Origin of the sequence: Pseudoalteromonas sp. SR45-6, from assembly GCF_014163545.1 — a bacterium.
Taxonomy (GTDB): domain Bacteria; phylum Pseudomonadota; class Gammaproteobacteria; order Enterobacterales; family Alteromonadaceae; genus Pseudoalteromonas; species Pseudoalteromonas rhizosphaerae.
Map to the genome: position 1 here is coordinate 11,862 of NZ_JACJDM010000014.1, position 18,682 is coordinate 30,543.

18 protein-coding genes are annotated in these 18,682 nt (G+C 41.5%); 9 read left to right on the plus strand and 9 right to left on the minus strand.

Annotation, left to right across the window (positions count from 1 at the left end; genetic code table 11):
* Window positions 1-57 precede the first annotated feature (57 nt).
* Window positions 58-912, plus strand: a complete 855-nt coding sequence (locus tag H5158_RS08530; RefSeq protein WP_182718334.1) for a sulfurtransferase — start codon at window positions 58-60, stop codon at window positions 910-912.
* On the opposite strand, the gene H5158_RS08535 is transcribed toward H5158_RS08530, so the two are convergent.
* The 3 genes from H5158_RS08535 to H5158_RS08545 all read right to left on the minus strand — a co-directional run bounded on the left by H5158_RS08535 (window position 881) and on the right by H5158_RS08545 (window position 5,458).
* Window positions 881-2,425 carry a tetratricopeptide repeat-containing sulfotransferase family protein gene (locus H5158_RS08535; protein WP_259398734.1) on the minus strand — a complete coding sequence of 515 codons (1,545 nt, stop codon included), beginning with the start codon at window positions 2,423-2,425 and terminating at the stop codon, window positions 881-883. The two genes, H5158_RS08530 and H5158_RS08535, sit on opposite strands and share 32 nt — an antisense overlap.
* A 64-nt stretch (window positions 2,426-2,489) precedes the next feature.
* Window positions 2,490-4,931: a TonB-dependent receptor gene (locus tag H5158_RS08540; RefSeq protein ID WP_182739839.1), complete on the minus strand. Its 2,442-nt coding sequence runs from the start codon at window positions 4,929-4,931 to the stop codon at window positions 2,490-2,492.
* Between the two features lie 170 nt (window positions 4,932-5,101).
* Window positions 5,102-5,458 carry a DUF5522 domain-containing protein gene (locus H5158_RS08545; RefSeq protein WP_182739840.1) on the minus strand — a complete coding sequence of 119 codons (357 nt, stop codon included), beginning with the start codon at window positions 5,456-5,458 and terminating at the stop codon, window positions 5,102-5,104.
* Between the two features lie 57 nt (window positions 5,459-5,515).
* Between H5158_RS08545 and H5158_RS08550 the strand changes: the two genes are divergently transcribed.
* Window positions 5,516-5,842, plus strand: a complete 327-nt coding sequence (locus H5158_RS08550; RefSeq protein WP_145234738.1) for a hypothetical protein — start codon at window positions 5,516-5,518, stop codon at window positions 5,840-5,842.
* A gap of 153 nt (window positions 5,843-5,995) precedes the next feature.
* Here the strand turns inward: H5158_RS08550 and H5158_RS08555 are convergent, their stop codons facing one another.
* Entirely contained in the window at window positions 5,996-6,964 is a 969-nt protein-coding gene (locus H5158_RS08555; RefSeq protein ID WP_145234740.1) for a class 1 fructose-bisphosphatase, read from the minus strand.
* 161 nt (window positions 6,965-7,125) lie between these two features.
* On the opposite strand from H5158_RS08555, the gene H5158_RS08560 reads away from it, so the two are divergent.
* The gene (locus H5158_RS08560) at window positions 7,126-9,555 is read left to right on the plus strand and encodes a zinc-dependent metalloprotease (RefSeq protein ID WP_182739841.1); all 2,430 of its coding nucleotides are present in this window, start codon (window positions 7,126-7,128) and stop codon (window positions 9,553-9,555) included.
* A gap of 104 nt (window positions 9,556-9,659) precedes the next feature.
* The gene (locus H5158_RS08565; protein WP_149983146.1) at window positions 9,660-10,433 is read left to right on the plus strand and encodes a YggN family protein; all 774 of its coding nucleotides are present in this window, start codon (window positions 9,660-9,662) and stop codon (window positions 10,431-10,433) included.
* A 66-nt stretch (window positions 10,434-10,499) separates the two neighbouring features.
* Here the strand turns inward: H5158_RS08565 and H5158_RS08570 are convergent, their stop codons facing one another.
* Window positions 10,500-12,170: a methyl-accepting chemotaxis protein gene (locus H5158_RS08570; RefSeq protein ID WP_182739842.1), complete on the minus strand. Its 1,671-nt coding sequence runs from the start codon at window positions 12,168-12,170 to the stop codon at window positions 10,500-10,502.
* 83 nt (window positions 12,171-12,253) lie between these two features.
* Window positions 12,254-12,952, minus strand: coding sequence for a 16S rRNA pseudouridine(516) synthase RsuA (gene rsuA, locus H5158_RS08575; RefSeq protein WP_149983144.1), 699 nt, complete (start codon window positions 12,950-12,952; stop codon window positions 12,254-12,256).
* 58 nt (window positions 12,953-13,010) lie between these two features.
* Between rsuA and zapE the strand changes: the two genes are divergently transcribed.
* Window positions 13,011-14,120 carry a cell division protein ZapE gene (zapE, locus tag H5158_RS08580; RefSeq protein ID WP_182739843.1) on the plus strand — a complete coding sequence of 370 codons (1,110 nt, stop codon included), beginning with the start codon at window positions 13,011-13,013 and terminating at the stop codon, window positions 14,118-14,120.
* Between the two features lie 331 nt (window positions 14,121-14,451).
* Here zapE and H5158_RS08585 read toward each other — a convergent pair whose 3' ends face one another.
* The 3 genes from H5158_RS08585 to H5158_RS08595 form a co-directional block, all read right to left on the minus strand.
* Window positions 14,452-14,883, minus strand: a complete 432-nt coding sequence (locus tag H5158_RS08585; RefSeq protein ID WP_182739844.1) for a GNAT family N-acetyltransferase — start codon at window positions 14,881-14,883, stop codon at window positions 14,452-14,454.
* A gap of 318 nt (window positions 14,884-15,201) precedes the next feature.
* Window positions 15,202-15,531: a 5-carboxymethyl-2-hydroxymuconate Delta-isomerase gene (locus tag H5158_RS08590; RefSeq protein WP_145234757.1), complete on the minus strand. Its 330-nt coding sequence runs from the start codon at window positions 15,529-15,531 to the stop codon at window positions 15,202-15,204.
* A 17-nt stretch (window positions 15,532-15,548) separates the two neighbouring features.
* Window positions 15,549-16,136: an outer membrane beta-barrel protein gene (locus H5158_RS08595; protein ID WP_182739845.1), complete on the minus strand. Its 588-nt coding sequence runs from the start codon at window positions 16,134-16,136 to the stop codon at window positions 15,549-15,551.
* 104 nt (window positions 16,137-16,240) lie between these two features.
* Here H5158_RS08595 and H5158_RS08600 point away from each other — a divergent pair, with 104 nt between their 5' ends.
* From H5158_RS08600 to H5158_RS08615, 4 genes are read left to right on the plus strand one after another with little or no spacing between them, the layout of a single operon-like run.
* On the plus strand, window positions 16,241-16,711 hold the full coding sequence (locus tag H5158_RS08600) for a CreA family protein (RefSeq protein WP_182717226.1): 471 nt from the start codon (window positions 16,241-16,243) through the stop codon (window positions 16,709-16,711).
* Between the two features lie 15 nt (window positions 16,712-16,726).
* Window positions 16,727-17,509, plus strand: coding sequence for a hypothetical protein (locus tag H5158_RS08605; protein WP_145234763.1), 783 nt, complete (start codon window positions 16,727-16,729; stop codon window positions 17,507-17,509).
* A 2-nt stretch (window positions 17,510-17,511) separates the two neighbouring features.
* Window positions 17,512-18,135, plus strand: coding sequence for a LysE family transporter (locus H5158_RS08610; RefSeq protein ID WP_182739846.1), 624 nt, complete (start codon window positions 17,512-17,514; stop codon window positions 18,133-18,135).
* A 34-nt stretch (window positions 18,136-18,169) separates the two neighbouring features.
* Window positions 18,170-18,664: a gamma-glutamylcyclotransferase family protein gene (locus H5158_RS08615; protein WP_145234768.1), complete on the plus strand. Its 495-nt coding sequence runs from the start codon at window positions 18,170-18,172 to the stop codon at window positions 18,662-18,664.
* The last annotated feature ends 18 nt before the right edge of the window (window positions 18,665-18,682 follow it).

Here is an 18,682-nt window from a genome sequence, read left to right on the forward strand (position 1 = left end):
AATAATAGGCTCTGGTAGAGAAGGCTTAGTAATATGTAACAGAAGTAAAGGAACACAATGAAAAACATAGTAACTTGCCAATGGCTAAACGAGCACTTAAACGACCCAAAGCTGGTTATCTTTGATGCTGGCATGGTGCGCCCAGGTAAGCTGGGTGAGTATAAACCGCAGGCTAAGTTGCCAAATGCACAGCGTTTTGACTTTAAAAAGCAATTAGCCGATCAAGACAATCCGCTACCGCATACCATGTGCAGTGCGGAGCAATTTACTCAGCAGATGCAGTTAATGGGGGTTGATAAAGATTCCTTAGTTATCATCTACGAAGACCAAGGCTTATTTAGTGCTGCAAGAGGTTGGTGGATGTTTAAAGCCATGGGCTTTGATAATGTCAAAGTACTCAGTGGTGGCCTTGCTAAGTGGCAGTCGTTGGGTTATTTAACGCAAATTGAATATAGTCGCCATTATCATAAAGGTAACTTTGTTGCCAAACCGCGAGTTGGTTACTTTATTGATGCGGCTGCAGTCTTTCAGGGCATAGATGATGAACATACCGTACTACTTGATGCACGAGGTTATCAGCGTTATTTAGGTGAAATGGCAGAGCCGAGAGCTGGGATGCGCAGCGGCCATATTCCTAATAGCCGCGCTTTACCTTTTGTTGAATTATTGGATGATGGCGAAGCAAAACCATTCGTTGACATTAAAGCTGCTTTCGAGGCTGTACTTGGCGATCAAGCAGATCTGCAAACTACCTTGCAATTTAGTTGTGGCTCCGGCGTTACTGCATGTATCTTGGCGTTATTTGCCGATGAGTGTGGATATGAAAATCTGCATGTTTATGACGGCTCATGGAGTGAGTGGGGCGGCCGAGACGAACTACCTATCGAAACGGGTCCCTGTCCTTCGCGTTAAACGCAAATCCGTAGTGCTGCCAGTAATCAATGGCTTTTTTATTGAGAGGCTGGCGTACTTGTACTTTGCTTGCTGTTGCCGACGGGCTATGTTGTTTATGAAAATCCAGACACTTAACTTGCCAAGGTAAATCACAAAAATCATAGAGCTGTTGCGTGCTTGTGATTGGCTCTGATACTAATGTTTCGTATTGCATAATCATCACATTATCCGGGTGTTTTGCTGCAAAATGATTTATCAAAGAGCTGTAATCTTGATAAAAACTATCGATGTCTTGCAGGTTATAGCTATAGTGATGAAACGCACTGGCTGGGCTGTACAGTTGGCGGTAATTAGCTATACAGCTAGCTTTTCGGCCTCGTTGCATGCAAATGATTTTAGCCTTCGGGAAAGCCGCTAAAATTAAATCGATATAGTAAAAATTAAATGGCTGTTTGTCGCAGCTGCGTAGCTGTGGTGCTACTAGTTGACTAATACGCTGTTTATACTGACTCAACTGCGCCATTAACGCAGCATTTTTATATGCATCATTGAGCACCACGCTATTTAATGCCTGAGCATTATTACCTTGGCAAAGCTGGGCAATATCATTGAGTTCACCAACACCTTGCACCAAATCTGATTGATTCATTATTTTTTCTAGCAAAGTAGTCCCTGAGCGCGGCATACCAACAATAAATATCGGGGTAAAATCGCTGTCGCTTAAGGGCGGCGTATACTCGTGACTTAAGGTTATTAGTTGCTGGCAAAATGCTTTGTGAGCTTGCGCATCATATTTTACATGCTGACAGATCGCTTGCTTACTTGTAGTAATGTGGGCAAAGGCTTGCTTATAATCAGCGCAGTGCTCGTGATTGAGTGCAATCGCATGGTGCAGAAATTGTTGCTGCATCGGCGTTTTAGCGTATTCGGTTAAAGTTAACAGCTGTTGTAAATGCTGCTTAGCCTGCTTGTTATTGTTAAGTTCAGCGAGCGAGTAGTGAGCTTGAAAATGCTGCGGATGTAACTCTGTAAGTGTACGCAGTAGCTGTATAGCATCATTCAATTGCCCCATGATTTTATAGGCCACAGCTAAGTTATAACTTATTTGCGGATTGTTAGGGGCTTGTTGATAGGCCCGTAATTGAAACTCGAGCGCCAGTGGATAATGGCCTAAACGAGTCAGTACATTAGCAATTAAATCGCATTCAATAACTTCATAATATGGATGTTTTATTGCTTCAGTTATATATTGCTGCGCATCTAACAGCTGCCCGCGCAGTACGGCAAATTTGGCTGAGTGAGCAAAATATAAAGGTAGGGGCGTAATACTAATCGCTTTGTTTAAGAGTTTATTTGCTTTGCTTATATCATTTGCTGCAACATTTACTTGCGCCAGCAAAAAATAGCTAAAGTGATCATCTGGTGTGTTTTTAATATTACTGATCAGTAATAAATGCGCGTCATTAAGCTTGCTATGATTAATAGCGTGCTCAATTTGTTGTTGTAGGTTTTTTTGTATCGATGTCAGCATGGCAATAAGCATAAAAGCCTTGGCGTAAAACACCAAGGCTTTTTTAGTTTATAGATAACCGTTATTACAGTTCAAAGTTATACGTAAACTTCATGCCGATAGTACGCGGTGTTGTAGTGTAGTGACCATACACACGTTGTAGTTCAGGCAGGTCTTTATTTAGCTCTTCATATTTTGCCATGCCCGCCCATGATTTATCACGGCGCACCGAGGTAAATGCATACTTATCGAATAAGTTATCAACGTAAATGGTTGCGGACCACATATCACCGGTTAGCTTGGCTGATAAGTTACTCAAGGCATAGCCTGCAAGTGTTTCACCATCGGCTTTTAAGCCAACTTTAGTGATCACGTCACTTTGCGCGGTCATACCGTAGTTAATGCTTAGTAGTTTATCGTCTAGTACATCTTGTTCATAACGCAGGCCAAACGAAAGCTGATGCTCAGGTGCGCCTGGTAGGCGGTCTCCATCGGCACCATTGTAGTATGCTTGATACTGGGCATACTTTTCATCTAACTCGCCAAATAAAATTGGCACATTTTCAGTTAGCTGAGCTTGTGCATAGGCGTAAGTTGCGTAGGCCGTCCAGTTATCAGCTATTATAGCGCGAGATGAAATTTCTACGCCTTTTGAATTAGCTGAACCGGCGTTCGAAGTTATAAGCTCCTGACCATTAACTGTTGAAGAACCAACTTGCGCATCCTTCCAATCAACATTAAACAATGCCGCGTTAAAGTGTAAGCGGTTTTTAAACCAGCTCGATTTAAAACCAAGTTCATAGTTTACTGTGGTATCTGGTTTATAATCTTGCTCATTTGGCAATGTACAAATAACTTGTTGTTCAGGCAGTACATCTGGGCAAAGGGGAATGCCATTGTCACCGCCAATTCTGAAGCCTTCACTTACGGTAAAATAAGCAAGCACACCAGAATCAAAAGTATAGTTTGCGTTAAACTTAAACAGGCTACCGCTATCATTGGTTTTTATATTCGAGAATTCAATTTTATCCAGCGATGAAATGTAGTTGTCGTCCTCTATATAGAGTGGGGTGGCTGAGCCAATATTAGATGAAATGTCATATTCATACACGCGTGCACCAAGCGTTACATTCAACTTTTCAGTAAAGCTATAACTTATCTCACCAAATAATGCTTTCTCTGTGGTTTCTGAATTAGTTAATAAAATATACTCAAGGTCAGTTTCTATGTTTGGGATTTCATCCCCCCAGAACTCAGTTAAACCGGGTGTGTATTCACGGTCATTAACATGGCTTTCAAGTTTGTTGTAATAACCACCGACAATCCAGTTGAAGGCACTATCAGAGTTAGACACTAAGCGAATTTCTTGAGTGAAATTATCACGTTTGGATGTATCCCGTGTTTGCGCTACAAATGCTGGAAATTCAGCGTAGCCTGAATATATATCGTAAAGCAGGTCAGTTTGGTCACGTTGCCCTGATTGCTCATAGCTTGACCATCCAGAGGCAGATACTAATTCTGCAAAGCCTAGATCCGCTTTAATTTCCAAGCTCAATAAGTCGTTTTCTTCTTCACCAGGCTCAAGTATGCGGGCGGCATTTTCGTATTGACCCACCATACCTTTTAAGGCACTGCTGTCACTTAATGAATTATATTGCGATGTAGAATTACCGCCATTTTCTTGTTTTTGATAAAAATAGTTTAGCGTTGCCTCTACAGCTTCATTAGCTTGCCAGCGAAGTGACACACGACCTGTGGTAATTTGCTCATCATTTACATCACTGACATTGCGCAAGTTAGCACTAACATCCTGTGGGTTGGTAAAATCAGGATTTAGGTTTGATACGCCTGGGTTTTGTACTACGAAGTTATAATCGATATAACCTGGGTTGGTGTAGTAATTGACGCTAGCGCGGATTGCCAATACATCGTCAATTAATGGCGTATTAAATACTAAACCAAACTCACCGCCAGTGCCGTCACTTTCGTTTAAGCTAAACACATCACCAGTGACTTGGCCTTCGGTAATATCGAGCTGAGGTTGTTTTAATAAGTAACGAATTGCACCACCTAATGTTCCCGCTCCGTATAATGTACCTTGTGGACCGATAAGCACTTCAACACGCTCTACGTCTGTTAAACGTAAATCAATATTAAGTGGGATCTCACCCACGTAAGTGGCAACTGTGCCACCATCAGAAATACGATCTGAAGTATTGGTATTTAAGCCACGGACAATAATTGGTGAACCTTCACGGCCACCTTGATCAGAAATAGTTAAACCTGGCACCCAGCGTGCCACATCTTCAAGATCACCAATGTTTTGATCTTTGATCACATCACCATCAAGGGCGGTAATATTAAGTGGTGCCTCTTGCACTGAGCCCGCACGACGAGTCGCGGTAATTTGAATTGTTTCTATTGCTTTGTCTGCTTGGGTTGTTGACTGCGCAGCAGCAAGATGGTGGCTATTAAATAAAATAGCAGAAACAGCTGATGCAAGAAGTGCTGGCCTAAAGGTGTTCATGTTCATTTTCCGAATAAGTTACAGTGATTTTATGCTTAAAAATCAAGCCAAGTTGATTATTTAAACAAAATACATTGGATATTTAGTGAATTTATATCCAATTATAGTGTATTTTTATTCTTTTCGTCATGCTTTATTTGTATGTTTATGCTGTTATTTTGAATAAATATCTAAGTTTTTTTGTAAGGACAGTTTTTACAGTTGTTTTTACAGCACTTTCCGCGCTTTAAGAAAAACCAACGACTGAATACCATATAACTATTTTGCATTTCATAATCGAGGTGTTCGATTAAATTATCGTTACTGTGAAAAGGCTTTGCGAAAGTAAGTTGTTCTTTGAGAGGGCGTTTATAGAGAGTATTTAGAAATTGGTTCATTTTCGCCAAGATACAATCTCTGCATAAACAGCTGGTGGTTGTGCTATCAAGCGGTAAAATAGCAGGCAGCTCATTGCACCAACAGGCATTGATATCATCAACATTGCAGTTAAGAGTCGCTTGGCATTGCGAGCAGGCTAAAATAGTCATTAGATATATTTTAATCTTTAATGAAATAGTCAGTTACAGGATAACAGATAATTAAAAATGAACAGAGCACAAGCGTTAGCAGAATTTGTCACTTTTGGTAAATACAAAGACGAGGCAATAAGTATTATTGTTGCATCAACAATAGATAACCAAGGCCCAATTTACATATTGACGCTCGCAACTGTTTTGGATGTGCTCACTCGCTGCCAAGCAGATGAGATTGATTTAGACGATCTGGAGTTGTGGGCGAATGTTATAGAATCTAGAACCGACATCGACTACAGCGGCGTCGAAGGGGTTATCTATGCCCTCAGCAACAGCGAACAAATGGGCGAGCTTGATAAGAGTAAAGTTGCGAAGTTGGTTGAATTATTAGCAAGTTAGTAGGGGCTAGGTTCTAGGGATATTGCGGCTAACTTCGCCTTGATATGGCTGAAAATAAAAAACGCGGCATAAAGCCGCGCCTACGATGTGATTGTTATCTGAGGAAATCACTTTCCTAGAGCCTTTTACCTAGCTCCTCTATCCTAAAGTCTATTACTTATGATATCCCAAGCAGGTTTCTACTTCGTTTTTCGAACCTAAAATCACCGCTACGCGTTGGTGGATAGCGTCGGGTTGAATATCCATAATGCGTTCTGTGCCAGTTGAGGCGATGCCGCCGGCTTGCTCGATCAGCATAGCCATTGGGTTTGCTTCGTAAAGTAGGCGTAGCTTATTTGGTTTGTTTGGATCTTTAGTGTCGGTTGGGTAGGTAAAAATACCACCGCGACATAACACGCGATGAACATCACCGACCATGGCGGCAATCCAGCGCATGTTAAAGTTACGCGCTCGTGGGCCTGTTTCGCCAGCCATTAAGTCATTTATGTAGTTTTGCATCGCAGGCTGCCAATGGCGTTGATTTGACGCATTGATGGCGTATTCGTTGGTCTCTTCTGGTACTTGGGCAAAATCTTGAGTTAATAAGAAGCTGCCGTGTGTTTTATCTAGCGTGAAGAAACGAGTACCTTTGCCAGTCGTTAATGCAAGCACTGTAGATGGGCCATATAATACATATCCCGCAGCGACTTGGCTTTTACCCGGTTGCATAAAGATACTTTGATCTGCAGGATCTGAGCCTTCAGGCGCTTTCATTACTGAGAAAATAGTACCAACCAGTGAATTGATATCGGTATTTGATGAGCCATCAAGTGGGTCAAACGCAACGATATATTCTGCATTCGGGTTACCAGCTACTGTGTAGTCTTCTTCTTCTGAGGCTATCGCTTTTACGTAGCCTGACTCCAGTAAAATATCTTTAAGTAGTTGGTTGGTCAGAACATCGAGTTTCTTTTGTGTTTCGCCTTGAATGTTTTCATCAAGCGTTGAACCTAGTACACCGGACAGGGCACCTTGGCCGACGCGGAATGAAATTTCTTTACAGGCCGCTAAAATCGTTCTGATCAATGAGATTAACTCTCTAGGGCAACCGTCTTCAAGTAATACCGGAGGTAGTCTACGCATTCTATTTTCCTGATAACGTTATGGGCCATGATAATCATAGGGTGAGAGGGATCATCACAGCAAGCGCTGAATTTCGTCTTAAATAACTGTATTTTAGGTGCAACATCCTATACTGGACACACCTTAACCGTATTTAAAACGCGAATAACAAAGATAAGATTATGCAAAAAATACCATTGATACGTTACATACTCTTTACTGTGTTGCTAACTATGATAACCCAAGCGCACGCAGCAATTAAGTCTATTAATGATTTTACTGAACAAATGAATCATTTTCCGGGCTACTTCTCTTTTTATTACGACACTCAAAACGGTAAAATTTATTTAAAAGTTGATAAACTCAAGCAGCAATTTTTATTACAGCAAAGCTTGCCTTATGGTGTCGGCTCTAACGATATTGGCCTTGATCGCGGCCAGTTAGGCAATACGCATCTAGTACAGTTTGAGCGCTTTGGCGATAAAGTTATGTTACGGGCTATTAATACCTACTACCGTGCAAATACCAGCAATAAAGCCGAACAAAAAAGTATTCAAGAAGCCTTTGCATCAAGTATTTTAGCGGGTTTTAAAGTGGTTGCACAAAGCCCGCAAGCTGTATTGATTGATTATACGCCCTATTTACTGAGCGATGTACATGGTGTGGGTCGAACGCTTGCTGCACGTAAACAAGGCAATTTTAGCCTTGATGAAAGTCGCAGTGCAGTAAATATGGATCGCTCAAAAGCGTTTATGAAAAATACTGAACTTGAAGCTGTGCTGACATTTAATGGCACTCAACCGGGTGAGTATATTCGTCAGGTCAGTGCTGACCCTTACGCATTAACCGTGCATATGCATCACTCTTTAATACAGTTACCTGATGATAATTACACGCCACGTGCGTTTCATCCGCAATCAGGTTATTGGAGTATTGAACATAAAGATTATGCCGCGCCATTAAGTGAATCAATGTTGGTACGTTATATTCCGCGTCATCGTCTAGCGAAAAAAGACCCAAGCTTACCTATTAGCGACCCCGTTGAGCCGATTATTTATTATTTAGATCCAGGCGTACCAGAGCCGGTAAAAACAGCGTTACTCGATGGCGCAAAATGGTGGGATGATGCGTTTTCTCAAGCGGGTTATAAAAATGCATTTATTGTTAAAGTGTTACCAGATAACGCCGATCCTATGGATGTGCGTTATAACGTGATCCAGTGGGTGCATCGTGCAACGCGCGGTTGGTCTTATGGCAGCTCGGTGATCGATCCGCGTACAGGTGAGATTTTAAAAGGTCACGTTACATTAGGCTCACTGCGTGTGCGCCAAGATATTTTAATCGCTGAAGCACTTGCAGCGCCTTATTTAGAAGGTAATGAAGTGGCAAAAACGTTACAAGCAATGGCACTTGATCGTATTCGCCAGCTCAGTGCTCACGAAATTGGTCACACACTTGGTATAGCGCATAATTTCTCTGCGTCAGTGGCTGATCGTGCTTCGGTGATGGATTATCCGCACCCACTAGTGGGCTTTAATGACCAAGGTGAACTCGATGTGAGCCGAGGTTATGCACAAGGTATGGGGCAGTGGGATACGCAAGTTATAAAGTACGGTTACAGTGATTTTCGTAACCTTGATGAAGATGCAGAACTAAGTGCAATTTTAGCGGATAACCAAGCTAAAGGGCTGGAGTTTATTTCTGATAGTGATGCACGAGCGCAAGGTGGCGCGCATCCAACAGCACATTTATGGGATAACGGCAGTTCGCCAAGTGAAGAGCTATTAAGAGTGCTTGACGTAAGACAACAAGCACTCGCTAAATTTGGTATTAACAATATCAAAGAAGGGACGTCACTATCTCAGCTAGAAGAGATGCTGGTGCCGCTGTATTTATTCCATCGTTATCAGGTCGAGTCTGCTGTAAAACTGATTGCAGGTGTTGATTATGATTACGAAGTACGTGGTCAAGGTATGGTAAAAGGTGCACAAGTTGTTGCAAAGGCAACTCAACAGCTCGCTTTAAAGGCCATCTTAGCTACCCTAAATGCTGACAATTTAGTATTACCAGAATCAGTGTTAGCGCTAATTCCACCCAAGGCCTATGGCGAATCTAAAAGCCGAGAAAGCATTGTTGGCCGCACTGGCTTAACCTTAGATGCAATGGCGCTACCCGAAGTGGCTGCACAACATAGTTTAGCGTTATTGCTAAATAGCCAACGATTAAATCGTTTAGCACAGCAACAAGCGCGCAGTGATGCATTTTTTAGCTTAGATGAACTGCTTGCAAAAGTTTATCAGCAGGTGTTTTTGATTCAGAGTAAAAAAGGCATGGCAGGCAAAATCACTCAGCGGGTGCAGTTATTAACAGCAAAGCAGTTTGCTGATTTAGTCGCCAGTGATAAAGTTGCTCCAGAGGTGCAAGCTCAGTTGCGTTATTACTTAGTAAAACTGAGTAAGGCGTATCAGCAAGAGTCTTTACTTAGCAGTGCTGATGTTGGTGAAAGTGCGTTTAAGCAATACTTAGCCGATCAAATTAAACAGTTTCTGGCTACCGGCAATTGGCCTACAAATTTTACTGCATTACCAATCCCACCAGGATCACCAATTTAAATGTTATCTATAAGGCCCTAGAAGCTAGGGCCTAGTTTCTCTTGCATAAAACTGGTTTTTTGTTAACCTAGCCGCCTTCCATTTTTAGTCTTTTTGAGGTGTTTATGGCGTTTTTATCTCGTTCGATATTGGCGATGTCCATAGCACTATCAAGTCTTAATGTCAGCGCTAAAGCCGTGTGCGAAGTAGAGCTAAGGCATGGTTTGATCATCACTGATGATGTCATTCGTATTGTTGATAAGGGCCAAACCCGCGTACAAATAAATAATGATAATCAACTATTTATCCGTGGCTATTGGATTGATCTAACGTCAGATGAAACCCTAGTGTTAAAACAGTTTAGCGCGGGTATTCGCGATACGGTGCCTGAGTTGGTAGAGTTGGCAACTGACGGTGTTAATCTTGGCTTAAGTGCGATAGAGCAAGTTGTTGAAGGTATGTCGGACAAAGAGTCGGAAGTGCTAAAAACGCAACTGCAATATGTTGAGCGCGCTTTAATGGATAAATTTAAACGCGGTGATGATTTCTTTTTTATTGCCCCACAATCACTATCTAAAATTGATGATTTTTTTACCGAAGAGATCAGTCAAAAAATTCACTCTGCAGTTCATGGCTCTCTCGGCGCTATTTTAGTTTCTCTAGGTGATGCATTTAAGTCCCGCGAAGGTAATATTGAAGATCGTATCAATGACATGGGACAGCGCATGGATATTATTTCAAAAGAAATCGATAAGTCATTGCAGAAAAAAGCTCAACAGTTAGAGTTAAAAGCCTCAGAATACTGTGAATGTTTAAACTCGCTTGATGTCACCGAATCACGATTACAAATGATAGTACCAAGTATGGCTGATTTTGATTTAGTACAAATTAAATCTTAACTTAATCAATTCAATTAAAAAGCCCGCGTAATTAACGCGGGCTTTTTAGTTTTAGGTAACCAATTACTAGGATCTAAACTTGCCGGTTTCAGCTTCTAAATCGCTCGTCAGTCCTTTTATCAAGTCCGTTGCGGCATGGGCTTGATGCGATAGGTCTGCGGTCTGTGAGGCGGTGTCAGAGATGGTCACAATGCGTCTTGCTGTGTCTTCCCCTGCATCGAGCTGCTCTTTAGCTGCAATGGCTATTTGATGGCTCATTTGTGCTATGGCACTCAAAGATGCAGCAACACGCTGCAACTCTTCACTGGCATCTTTAGATTTCGCTACGGTTTGTTCACTGGTGGCAATACTTAAGTTAACTGAAGTTTTTGCATCTTTAGTGGCGGATTGTAATTTACCGATCATAGTACGAATTTCTTCTGTGCTAGTTTGCGTGCGCTGCGCTAGTTGACGTACTTCATCCGCAACGACCGCAAAGCCTCTTCCTTGTTCACCGGCACGGGCAGCTTCAATGGCTGCATTGAGTGCTAACAGGTTAGTTTGCTCGGCAATACTTTGAATAACAGTAAGCACATTTGCAATATTATTTACTTCATCATCAAGGAGTTGGATGTTATTACCAGCGCTGTCAATTTGTTGCTCTAAAAGAGCTATGGTATTTGCTGCCTCAGCAGTTAAATGACTGGCATTTTGTCCTTGGCTTTCGGCTTCTTGTACTGAAAAGGCGGCTTGCTCGGCATGCTCAACCACTGTTTGCGCAGAGGCTGTTAGCTCAGTGATAGCTGATGCGACCATATGGGTTTCTTCGTTTAGGCTGCGGGTCAGTTTATCAAGCTCAGTTGAGCGGGATTCGTTATCTAAACTCTGATTTTTTAGACTATCAGTAACATCTTTAATACTGCCAACTACACCCCGTAGCCCTTGTTGCATATAGTGCATGGCAGCAATAATGCTTTCAGGTTGGGCGTCAGTACGAATATGCGAATTTAAGTTGCCACGAGAAACTTGCTTAACAATACCAATTACCTCAGTGACTTCACCGCCTAACGCGTTGCTTAAAGAAATACCAAAGCGAGCAATTGCAGCAGTTAAAGCAAGGGCAATAAGTAGTGACAAGCCTAGTAACCATTTAGCGGTATTCCAGTAACGCTGATCAACTTCTTTTTCGCTGATCCCGGTACCAACATACCAACCAAAGTAAGGGGTTTTTTGTACCACAGAGGTTAGGTCAACGGTTTCACCATCACGGACAGAATCCCAATGATAAGTAATAATTTTGTTGGTTTGATTACCGACTAATTGTTCAACCATACGACCAATACTGTTACCGCTGGCATCTTTGAAATCATTAAAACTGGTGTTGTGTAGCTGCGGATCGTGCGGTGTGGCAATAAAGTCGAGTTTATCATTCACTACGTAGACATATTCACTGTCGTGGTATTTGTTTTCACGCAACATTTGCGTGGCAAAGTCACGCGCTTGTTGCTCGGTTAGTTGCCCATTTTTAGCAAGTAACTCAAATTGCTCGACAATATTTGTCGTGCTTTTCATGAGTTGATTGATACGGGCAATATTATCGTTTTCACTAGCGTGACGAAGAGATTGTAAGCCCAGTAATGCTATAGCATTGAGTGCTATAAACATTGCTCCAGCGAACAAGATTATTTTAGTTCTTAATGCTAAACCTGACAGCACATCGAGCCCCTTATTATTGTTATGACCATGATTTTCTACCATGTTTGTCGGCTAGATGTTAGCTTTAATTAACAATAATAACGGAATTAGACGTGACTTTTACTCAAGTTTCCACTGTAGGTAATTTAAAGTAAAATTTCTGCTGCGCTTAAAAGTCGATATTCTCCGCTGGCAAGGGTCTCATCAAGCTCGATATTTGCTACTTTTTCTCTATGTAATTCAACTACCTTATTACCGACTGCGGCGAGCATACGTTTAACCTGATGATATTTACCTTCGCAGATCGACAAACGCATACGGTATGTGGCAAGTTGCTCTGCAATTGCGGGTCTGGTTAGCTCTTTTTCGTTGTGTAATTGCACCCCTTGGCGCAGTTTTTCCAGCGCATCATCCGTTAGAGGTTCTTGCGTTTCAATCAGGTAAGTCTTGAATTTGTTATGTTTTGGGGAGGTGATTTTATGTGACCAATCGCCATCATTGGTAATGATCACAAGTCCAGTCGTATCGAGATCAAGCCGACCTGCAACATGAAAATCACTCATGTTAGGTTCATCGAGTAAATCAAATACCGTTGGGTGTAACTCGTCACTGTTGGCGCATACATAACCGACCGGTTTATTCAGCATATAATAACGTTTACCTAAAAAAACTAGCGGCTTACCTTGCCATAATACGTTATCAGTTGCTGTGATTGGATGATCATAAGCGCAGATCACCTCGCCATTTACGCTGGCATCTTTACGCTTTATTCCTGCCCTCGCTTTGGTGCGTGGCGTTTCTGCTAGATGGCTAATAAATTTATCTAGGCGGCAAGGGAATTTCATTGGGTTCACACTTCTAGTCGACTACAATGGCGGCGAGTATAACGGATCGTGATAACGCATGACAGTACACAGCGGACAAATATTAGCATATTATCAACAGCAAATAGCCACCGGTAAATTGCAATTTGATGATGCCCAATTAGCAGCGGTAAATGCACTAGACAATCTCGCAATTGCCATTGATAAACCGCATCATTGGTGGCAAAAATCGGTATCTTTGCAGGGCATTTATTTGTATGGACCTGTTGGACGGGGTAAATCGATGCTAATGGATGTGTTTTTTGAGACTGTAGCTATTAAACAAAAAACACGGTTACACTTCCATCATTTTATTGCTCAAGTACATACTCGCCTAGGACAGTTGCAAGGGGTTAAAAACCCGCTGGATAAAATAGCCAATGAGTGGTCAGAAACGCTGAGACTAATTTGTTTTGATGAGTTTTTTGTCTCTGATATTGGCGATGCTATGATCATGGCCGGCCTATTTAAAGCCTTGTTTGCCAAAGGCATCATTTTGGTTGCTACGTCAAATTGTCAACCTGAGCAGCTTTATTATAACGGCTTGCAGCGAGCGCGCTTTTTACCCACCATAGCGTTAATTAAAGCGCATTGTCATATTATTAATGTCACAGGCTCTGTTGACCACCGATTTCGTTTTGGTAAGCACGCAACTCATTATTTTAACAGCTCGGCTAACTCTGAACTGGATGCTGATTTTTTGGCTTTTGCAGATAACTTACAAACAGCAACTGATATTTCTATTTACGGGCGTAAACTGGCGTGTTTAAGGCTCAGCAATAATGCCATTATGTTTGATTTTATGGCGTTGTGCTCAGGCCCGCGTAGTACCGCTGATTATATTCATTTAGCAAAGTACTATCAGCGTGTGTATATCTGTAATGTGCCAGTAATGGGCGCTGCGGCAACAGGTAAGCAAATATTGCATGGTATTGAAGATAGCTATCAGCGTGAAAAACAAGATTTACAAGAACATACACTAGACGATGAAGCGCGACGCTTTATTGCTTTAGTGGATGAATTTTACGACCGTGGCAAGTTATTGATACTGAGTAGCGAGGTTGGCATTGCTGATTTATATCAAGGTAAAAAGCTGGCATTTGAATACGCACGCACCGAGTCAAGATTAATAGAAATGCAAAACTGGTAGTCACGCTACTGATTATAAACGTTTACTATCTACTTATAAGTAAGAGTTGCATTCTCTTTATCTGTAGTAGCTCATATCTGATTTTGCAGTTTTGACGAATAGGTTTAGATTTAACCTGACAGGCAACTATGAGCGATAACCGGACTGTCGGGTCAACTCGTTTTTGGACAAAACCTTCTTAGCCCAAATGACTAAGTGGCACAGTTCAGATGAGAAAAAGTATTTTGAAACTTTAAACGTTTGTATTGGATTTTTCACCGTATACGGAAACGCCCAAAGTTATTAGCTTTGGGCGTTTCTTCTAACAAACTTGGTTACGACAAACCGAGCTTTAAAGTGTCATATGCAGGATTGGAAAAGGTTTTCCCATATCATCAAGTGGTGAACGAGAAACTACTTTAAAACCCATATGGTCGTAGAAGCCTACTGCTTGCGGGTTTTGTTCGTTTACATCGACTTTGGTTGCACCTAACTGCTCTATTGCGTATTGCAGTAGCACCTTACCAATACCTTGCCCTCTTGCCTCGTTTAAAATGAACAGCATTTCAACCTTAGAATCATGGATACCCACGAAGCCTAGAATTGAGCCATCATTACTTTTAATACATCTTAACGTGACAGCAGGAAAAGCCTGCTCAATGATAATTGGTTTAAAAAACTCAATATCTTCTTCTGTTATGAAGTCATGAGTTGCCCGGACTGAGTTTTCCCAAACATTCAGCATTTCTGCGTAATCTTCAGGAAGCACATTTTTTACAATCATCGTATTCTCTCTAAAGTTGACTGAAATTCATGTGCAGCCGCGAGTGCGTATTTTATCCGAAAATAATTAAGTAGTCTAATGATGTAAGCAAAGGGTTCTGGCTTGGAATGGTGCATAGATGAGTCAGTTCTAATGTCCGCTCATGACACATATGCGATTTTCAGATTTGATTGAGTCCTGTTAATCGAATCTGACAGATCAAGTTAAGACTTGTTCACTTTTATCTGACGCGACCAAGGAAGGCATTTAAGACCACCTTCTTTCGAAGATGGTGCTGTTATTGCAAATTGATTAGAGATTGAAATTTACTTTAAATATTTAACACTTTCGGTAAATTTCGTGTTCCATATCGTGAACGTTAACGCTTAAGCTGTCTGATTCTCGGCAGTATATTTTTAAACAGTCTAACAACTGCTCGCTGAGTTGTTGCTTTTGTTTAATCGTACGTCCTTGCATAATGTGTGCGCCAATATGGATAAAACCTTCCTTACCATCGCCTAATTGATAATGTGTATAGGCTATAGCGCGAGTTTTAATCGTTGCTAATTCAAACAAGCCACTGTTAAACGTTGCTTGATGAATTTTTTCAACCAATACCTGCGGTAATACCGGTAAATCTTCAGAATGTTCAATGATGATATGTGGCATGTTATCTATTTGCTCCCCTAAAAACGATATGTGAAACCTAAGCTGGTTTGAAACTGATTGAGTACATCACCATCAAAATGCCACAAGCATTGCTTGTTTTCGTCTGTTGGTAATGCACATGAAACGTTACTGGCATTATTGACGATCGTTGCAAGCCAGCGAGTTTCAAATAAGATGCGAGCTTGATCGCTAAATAAGTATTCTAAACCGCCATACAGGCCGCTGGCAAAGAAAGTATCAGAGCTGGTGAAGTTAGGACTTATGTAATTTGCACCAATTTGTGCGCCGACATAACTATTAATGTGGTTGCTTAAAGGGACTTCAACAGCACTTTGAAACATAAAATACTGCATTTCAACGTTTTTATCAGGGGAGGATTGAAAGTCACTTTCGGTGTTTGAAAAGTAAAAACCATAACGAGCTGAGTCAATTGTTCTATCAATACTAAAAGCAAGATGGTTACTATCTTTGAGCTCTATTGCTAAAGCGTTTTTAGTTTCTAATGATTGATTAAAGCTTTTACCAGTATAAAGACTCAGTGAATAACCAGCTAACGCACTCTGACTTACTAACAGTAAGCACAGTAAAACAAATACTTTTTTCATGGTGTCGTGCTCGTTGTTGTGATTAATTTAAGTTAGTATTGAAACATAGCTGAATATTAAATGTAAGCCACGAATCGTTTACCCCTACATGGAGCAAGTAATATATGAAACCTATAATGATAGGCGTATTGACAGGTTTATTGATCACCTTAGCGGGCTGCTCTGATGATGTTGCATCAGTTAGTTTGGGATTATTTACCACTAAAGATATTAAAGTTAACTCGCAGCAAGACCCGTTAGTAAAAGGCGTAACCTGTCATATTAGCCATATCGAAGCGAACTTAGATTTTGCTGATCCTTCTGATATGTCTATTTCGTGTCGCCAAACTGGACCAATTACTGCCGACCAATTACAAGCGATTGACCGTAGTAAGTCGGGTGAGGTGGTATTTAAATCATCAAAAAGTATTTTATTTAAATCATTAAAAGTGCGTCGAATTTATGATGCGCAAACGCGAACTCTGTTATATCTGTCGTATTCAACTAAAGAGTCAACCGGCAGTCATCATCATGCGTTATCCACTGTGCCATTGTATAACACCCAAGCATGGGCATGGGCACAAGAGCAAGAATAAGCAAAAGAGCAAACTATGTTAGCGTTATTTAAAAGCAAACCTTTATTAGATGAACAAGAGCAGCAATGGCTGATTGATACTTTTGTGTGGGCGGTGGAAAATTTTGACAGCGATTATTTCATTAATAACTCGCAATTAGTTTTGCCAAACCACCAATGCTTTCCCGATGCGGTTTCAAGCATTGAAGAAATGGCCAGTAAAGTGTTTGAGCGAGTGGTTGGCTATGCGGGGCTGCAAGCTTGGCCAATTACGCTGGTGGCTCCACAGCAATTGCAGCCGCAAGTATTTCCTCATTTTGCTTTTAGTAATCAGTTACGTGGTGATAATAGCCAATTAATTGTGCCGCCAAGCCATACGGTTAATGTGTCATTTAATCCAAATCAAATTAATCAGCCACAAGATTTAGTGGCCAGCTTTGCCGGTACTTTAGCGACAATTATGATCCACCATGTGGGCGTGTTACCACCAGGCGGTAAAGAGTTTTTACCACAAGCCGCCGATGCCGTGGCATGTTTTTTAGGTTTTGGGGTAATGATGAGCAATACGGTGTATCAGTTTAAAGGGGGCTGTGGCTCGTGTTACAACCCCTATGCGAACAGGCAAGCTGCACTTAGTGAACCGCAAACCTTATTTATGCATGCCCTTATTTGCCACTTTAAAGGCTATAAAGATTCTAAAAAGCATTTAAAGCCGCACTTACGCAGCCAATTCAAAAAGGCGCAAAAAGAAATAAAAGCCTTAGTTAATAGTACTGCTAATCCGTTGTTGTTAGCGCTTGATGATAAAAAAGCGGGGTAATCGTGGCTTATTTAGATGAGTTTTTATTGATTGCACTGGCACACTTTTTTGCTGTAGCAAGCCCTGGCCCAGATTTTGCCATTGTGCTTAAACAAAGTGTTCAGCAGGGGCGTCGTAATGCATTGTGGACCAGCTTTGGGGTAGGCCTGGCTATTTTATTACATGTTAGTTATTGCTTACTCGGGGTTGCGGTTTTATTAACGCAATCGCCAAACGTATTTATGGCATTAAAATATTTAGCGGGTGCATACTTGGCCTACATTGGTGTGCAAGCGCTTAGAAGTGCTAGACCGGCGCCAGCGCAGCAAGAAACTGTTCTTCAATCTCAAGGTGTTGAATCCAGTTGGATTGCATTTCGTCGCGGCTTTTTAACCAATGCGTTAAACCCAAAAGCCACGTTATTTTTTATGTCGTTGTTTACTTTAGTGATCAGCCAGTCAACGCCATTAATTGTGCAAGCAGGCTATGGGCTGTATATGGCATTGGCAACGTGGGCGTGGTTTTCGTTTCTATCCTTGGTGCTATCAAAGCCTAGTGTTCGCGGTTTTTTTCAAAAAAGTGGCTATTGGTTTGACCGTGGTATTGGCGTGATTTTGATCGCTCTAGCAATAAGAATTGTAGTGTAAGTGTTGTTTTAACAGAAATCTGTAGTAGGTGAATATGGCTGTATATAATTTTTCGTTTGGTTCAAATATGTCGTCGAGTCGTTTATTGGCGCGTTTACCAAACGCTACTCGTATTGGTACGGCAATACTAGCCGGTTACGAGTTAACCTTTGATATGGTAAGTACTGATGGCTCAGGAAAAGGCAATGTACGCCCATCAAATGATAAGAACGCGCAAGTATATGGCGTGGTATATCAACTCAATGACGCAGAAAAAACGATTTTAGACGCCATCGAAGGGCCCCGTTATGACTGCGTGGATATTCAAGTAACATTACTTGATGGGCAACAAGTAGCGGCGCATTGTTATATTGCCAACACCACTGATGCGCAGATACTGCCTTACGATTGGTATATGCAGCACGTTCATCGCGGTGCGCTTGAAGCTGGTGTGCCAAATGCGTACAGTGATGCCATAAAGTCTCGGCCAACCTGCCAAGATAGTGACAGTGCGCGTGCAGCCATTGAGTTTGCTGTACATCAAAAATAAAAACTAAAATGATAACTC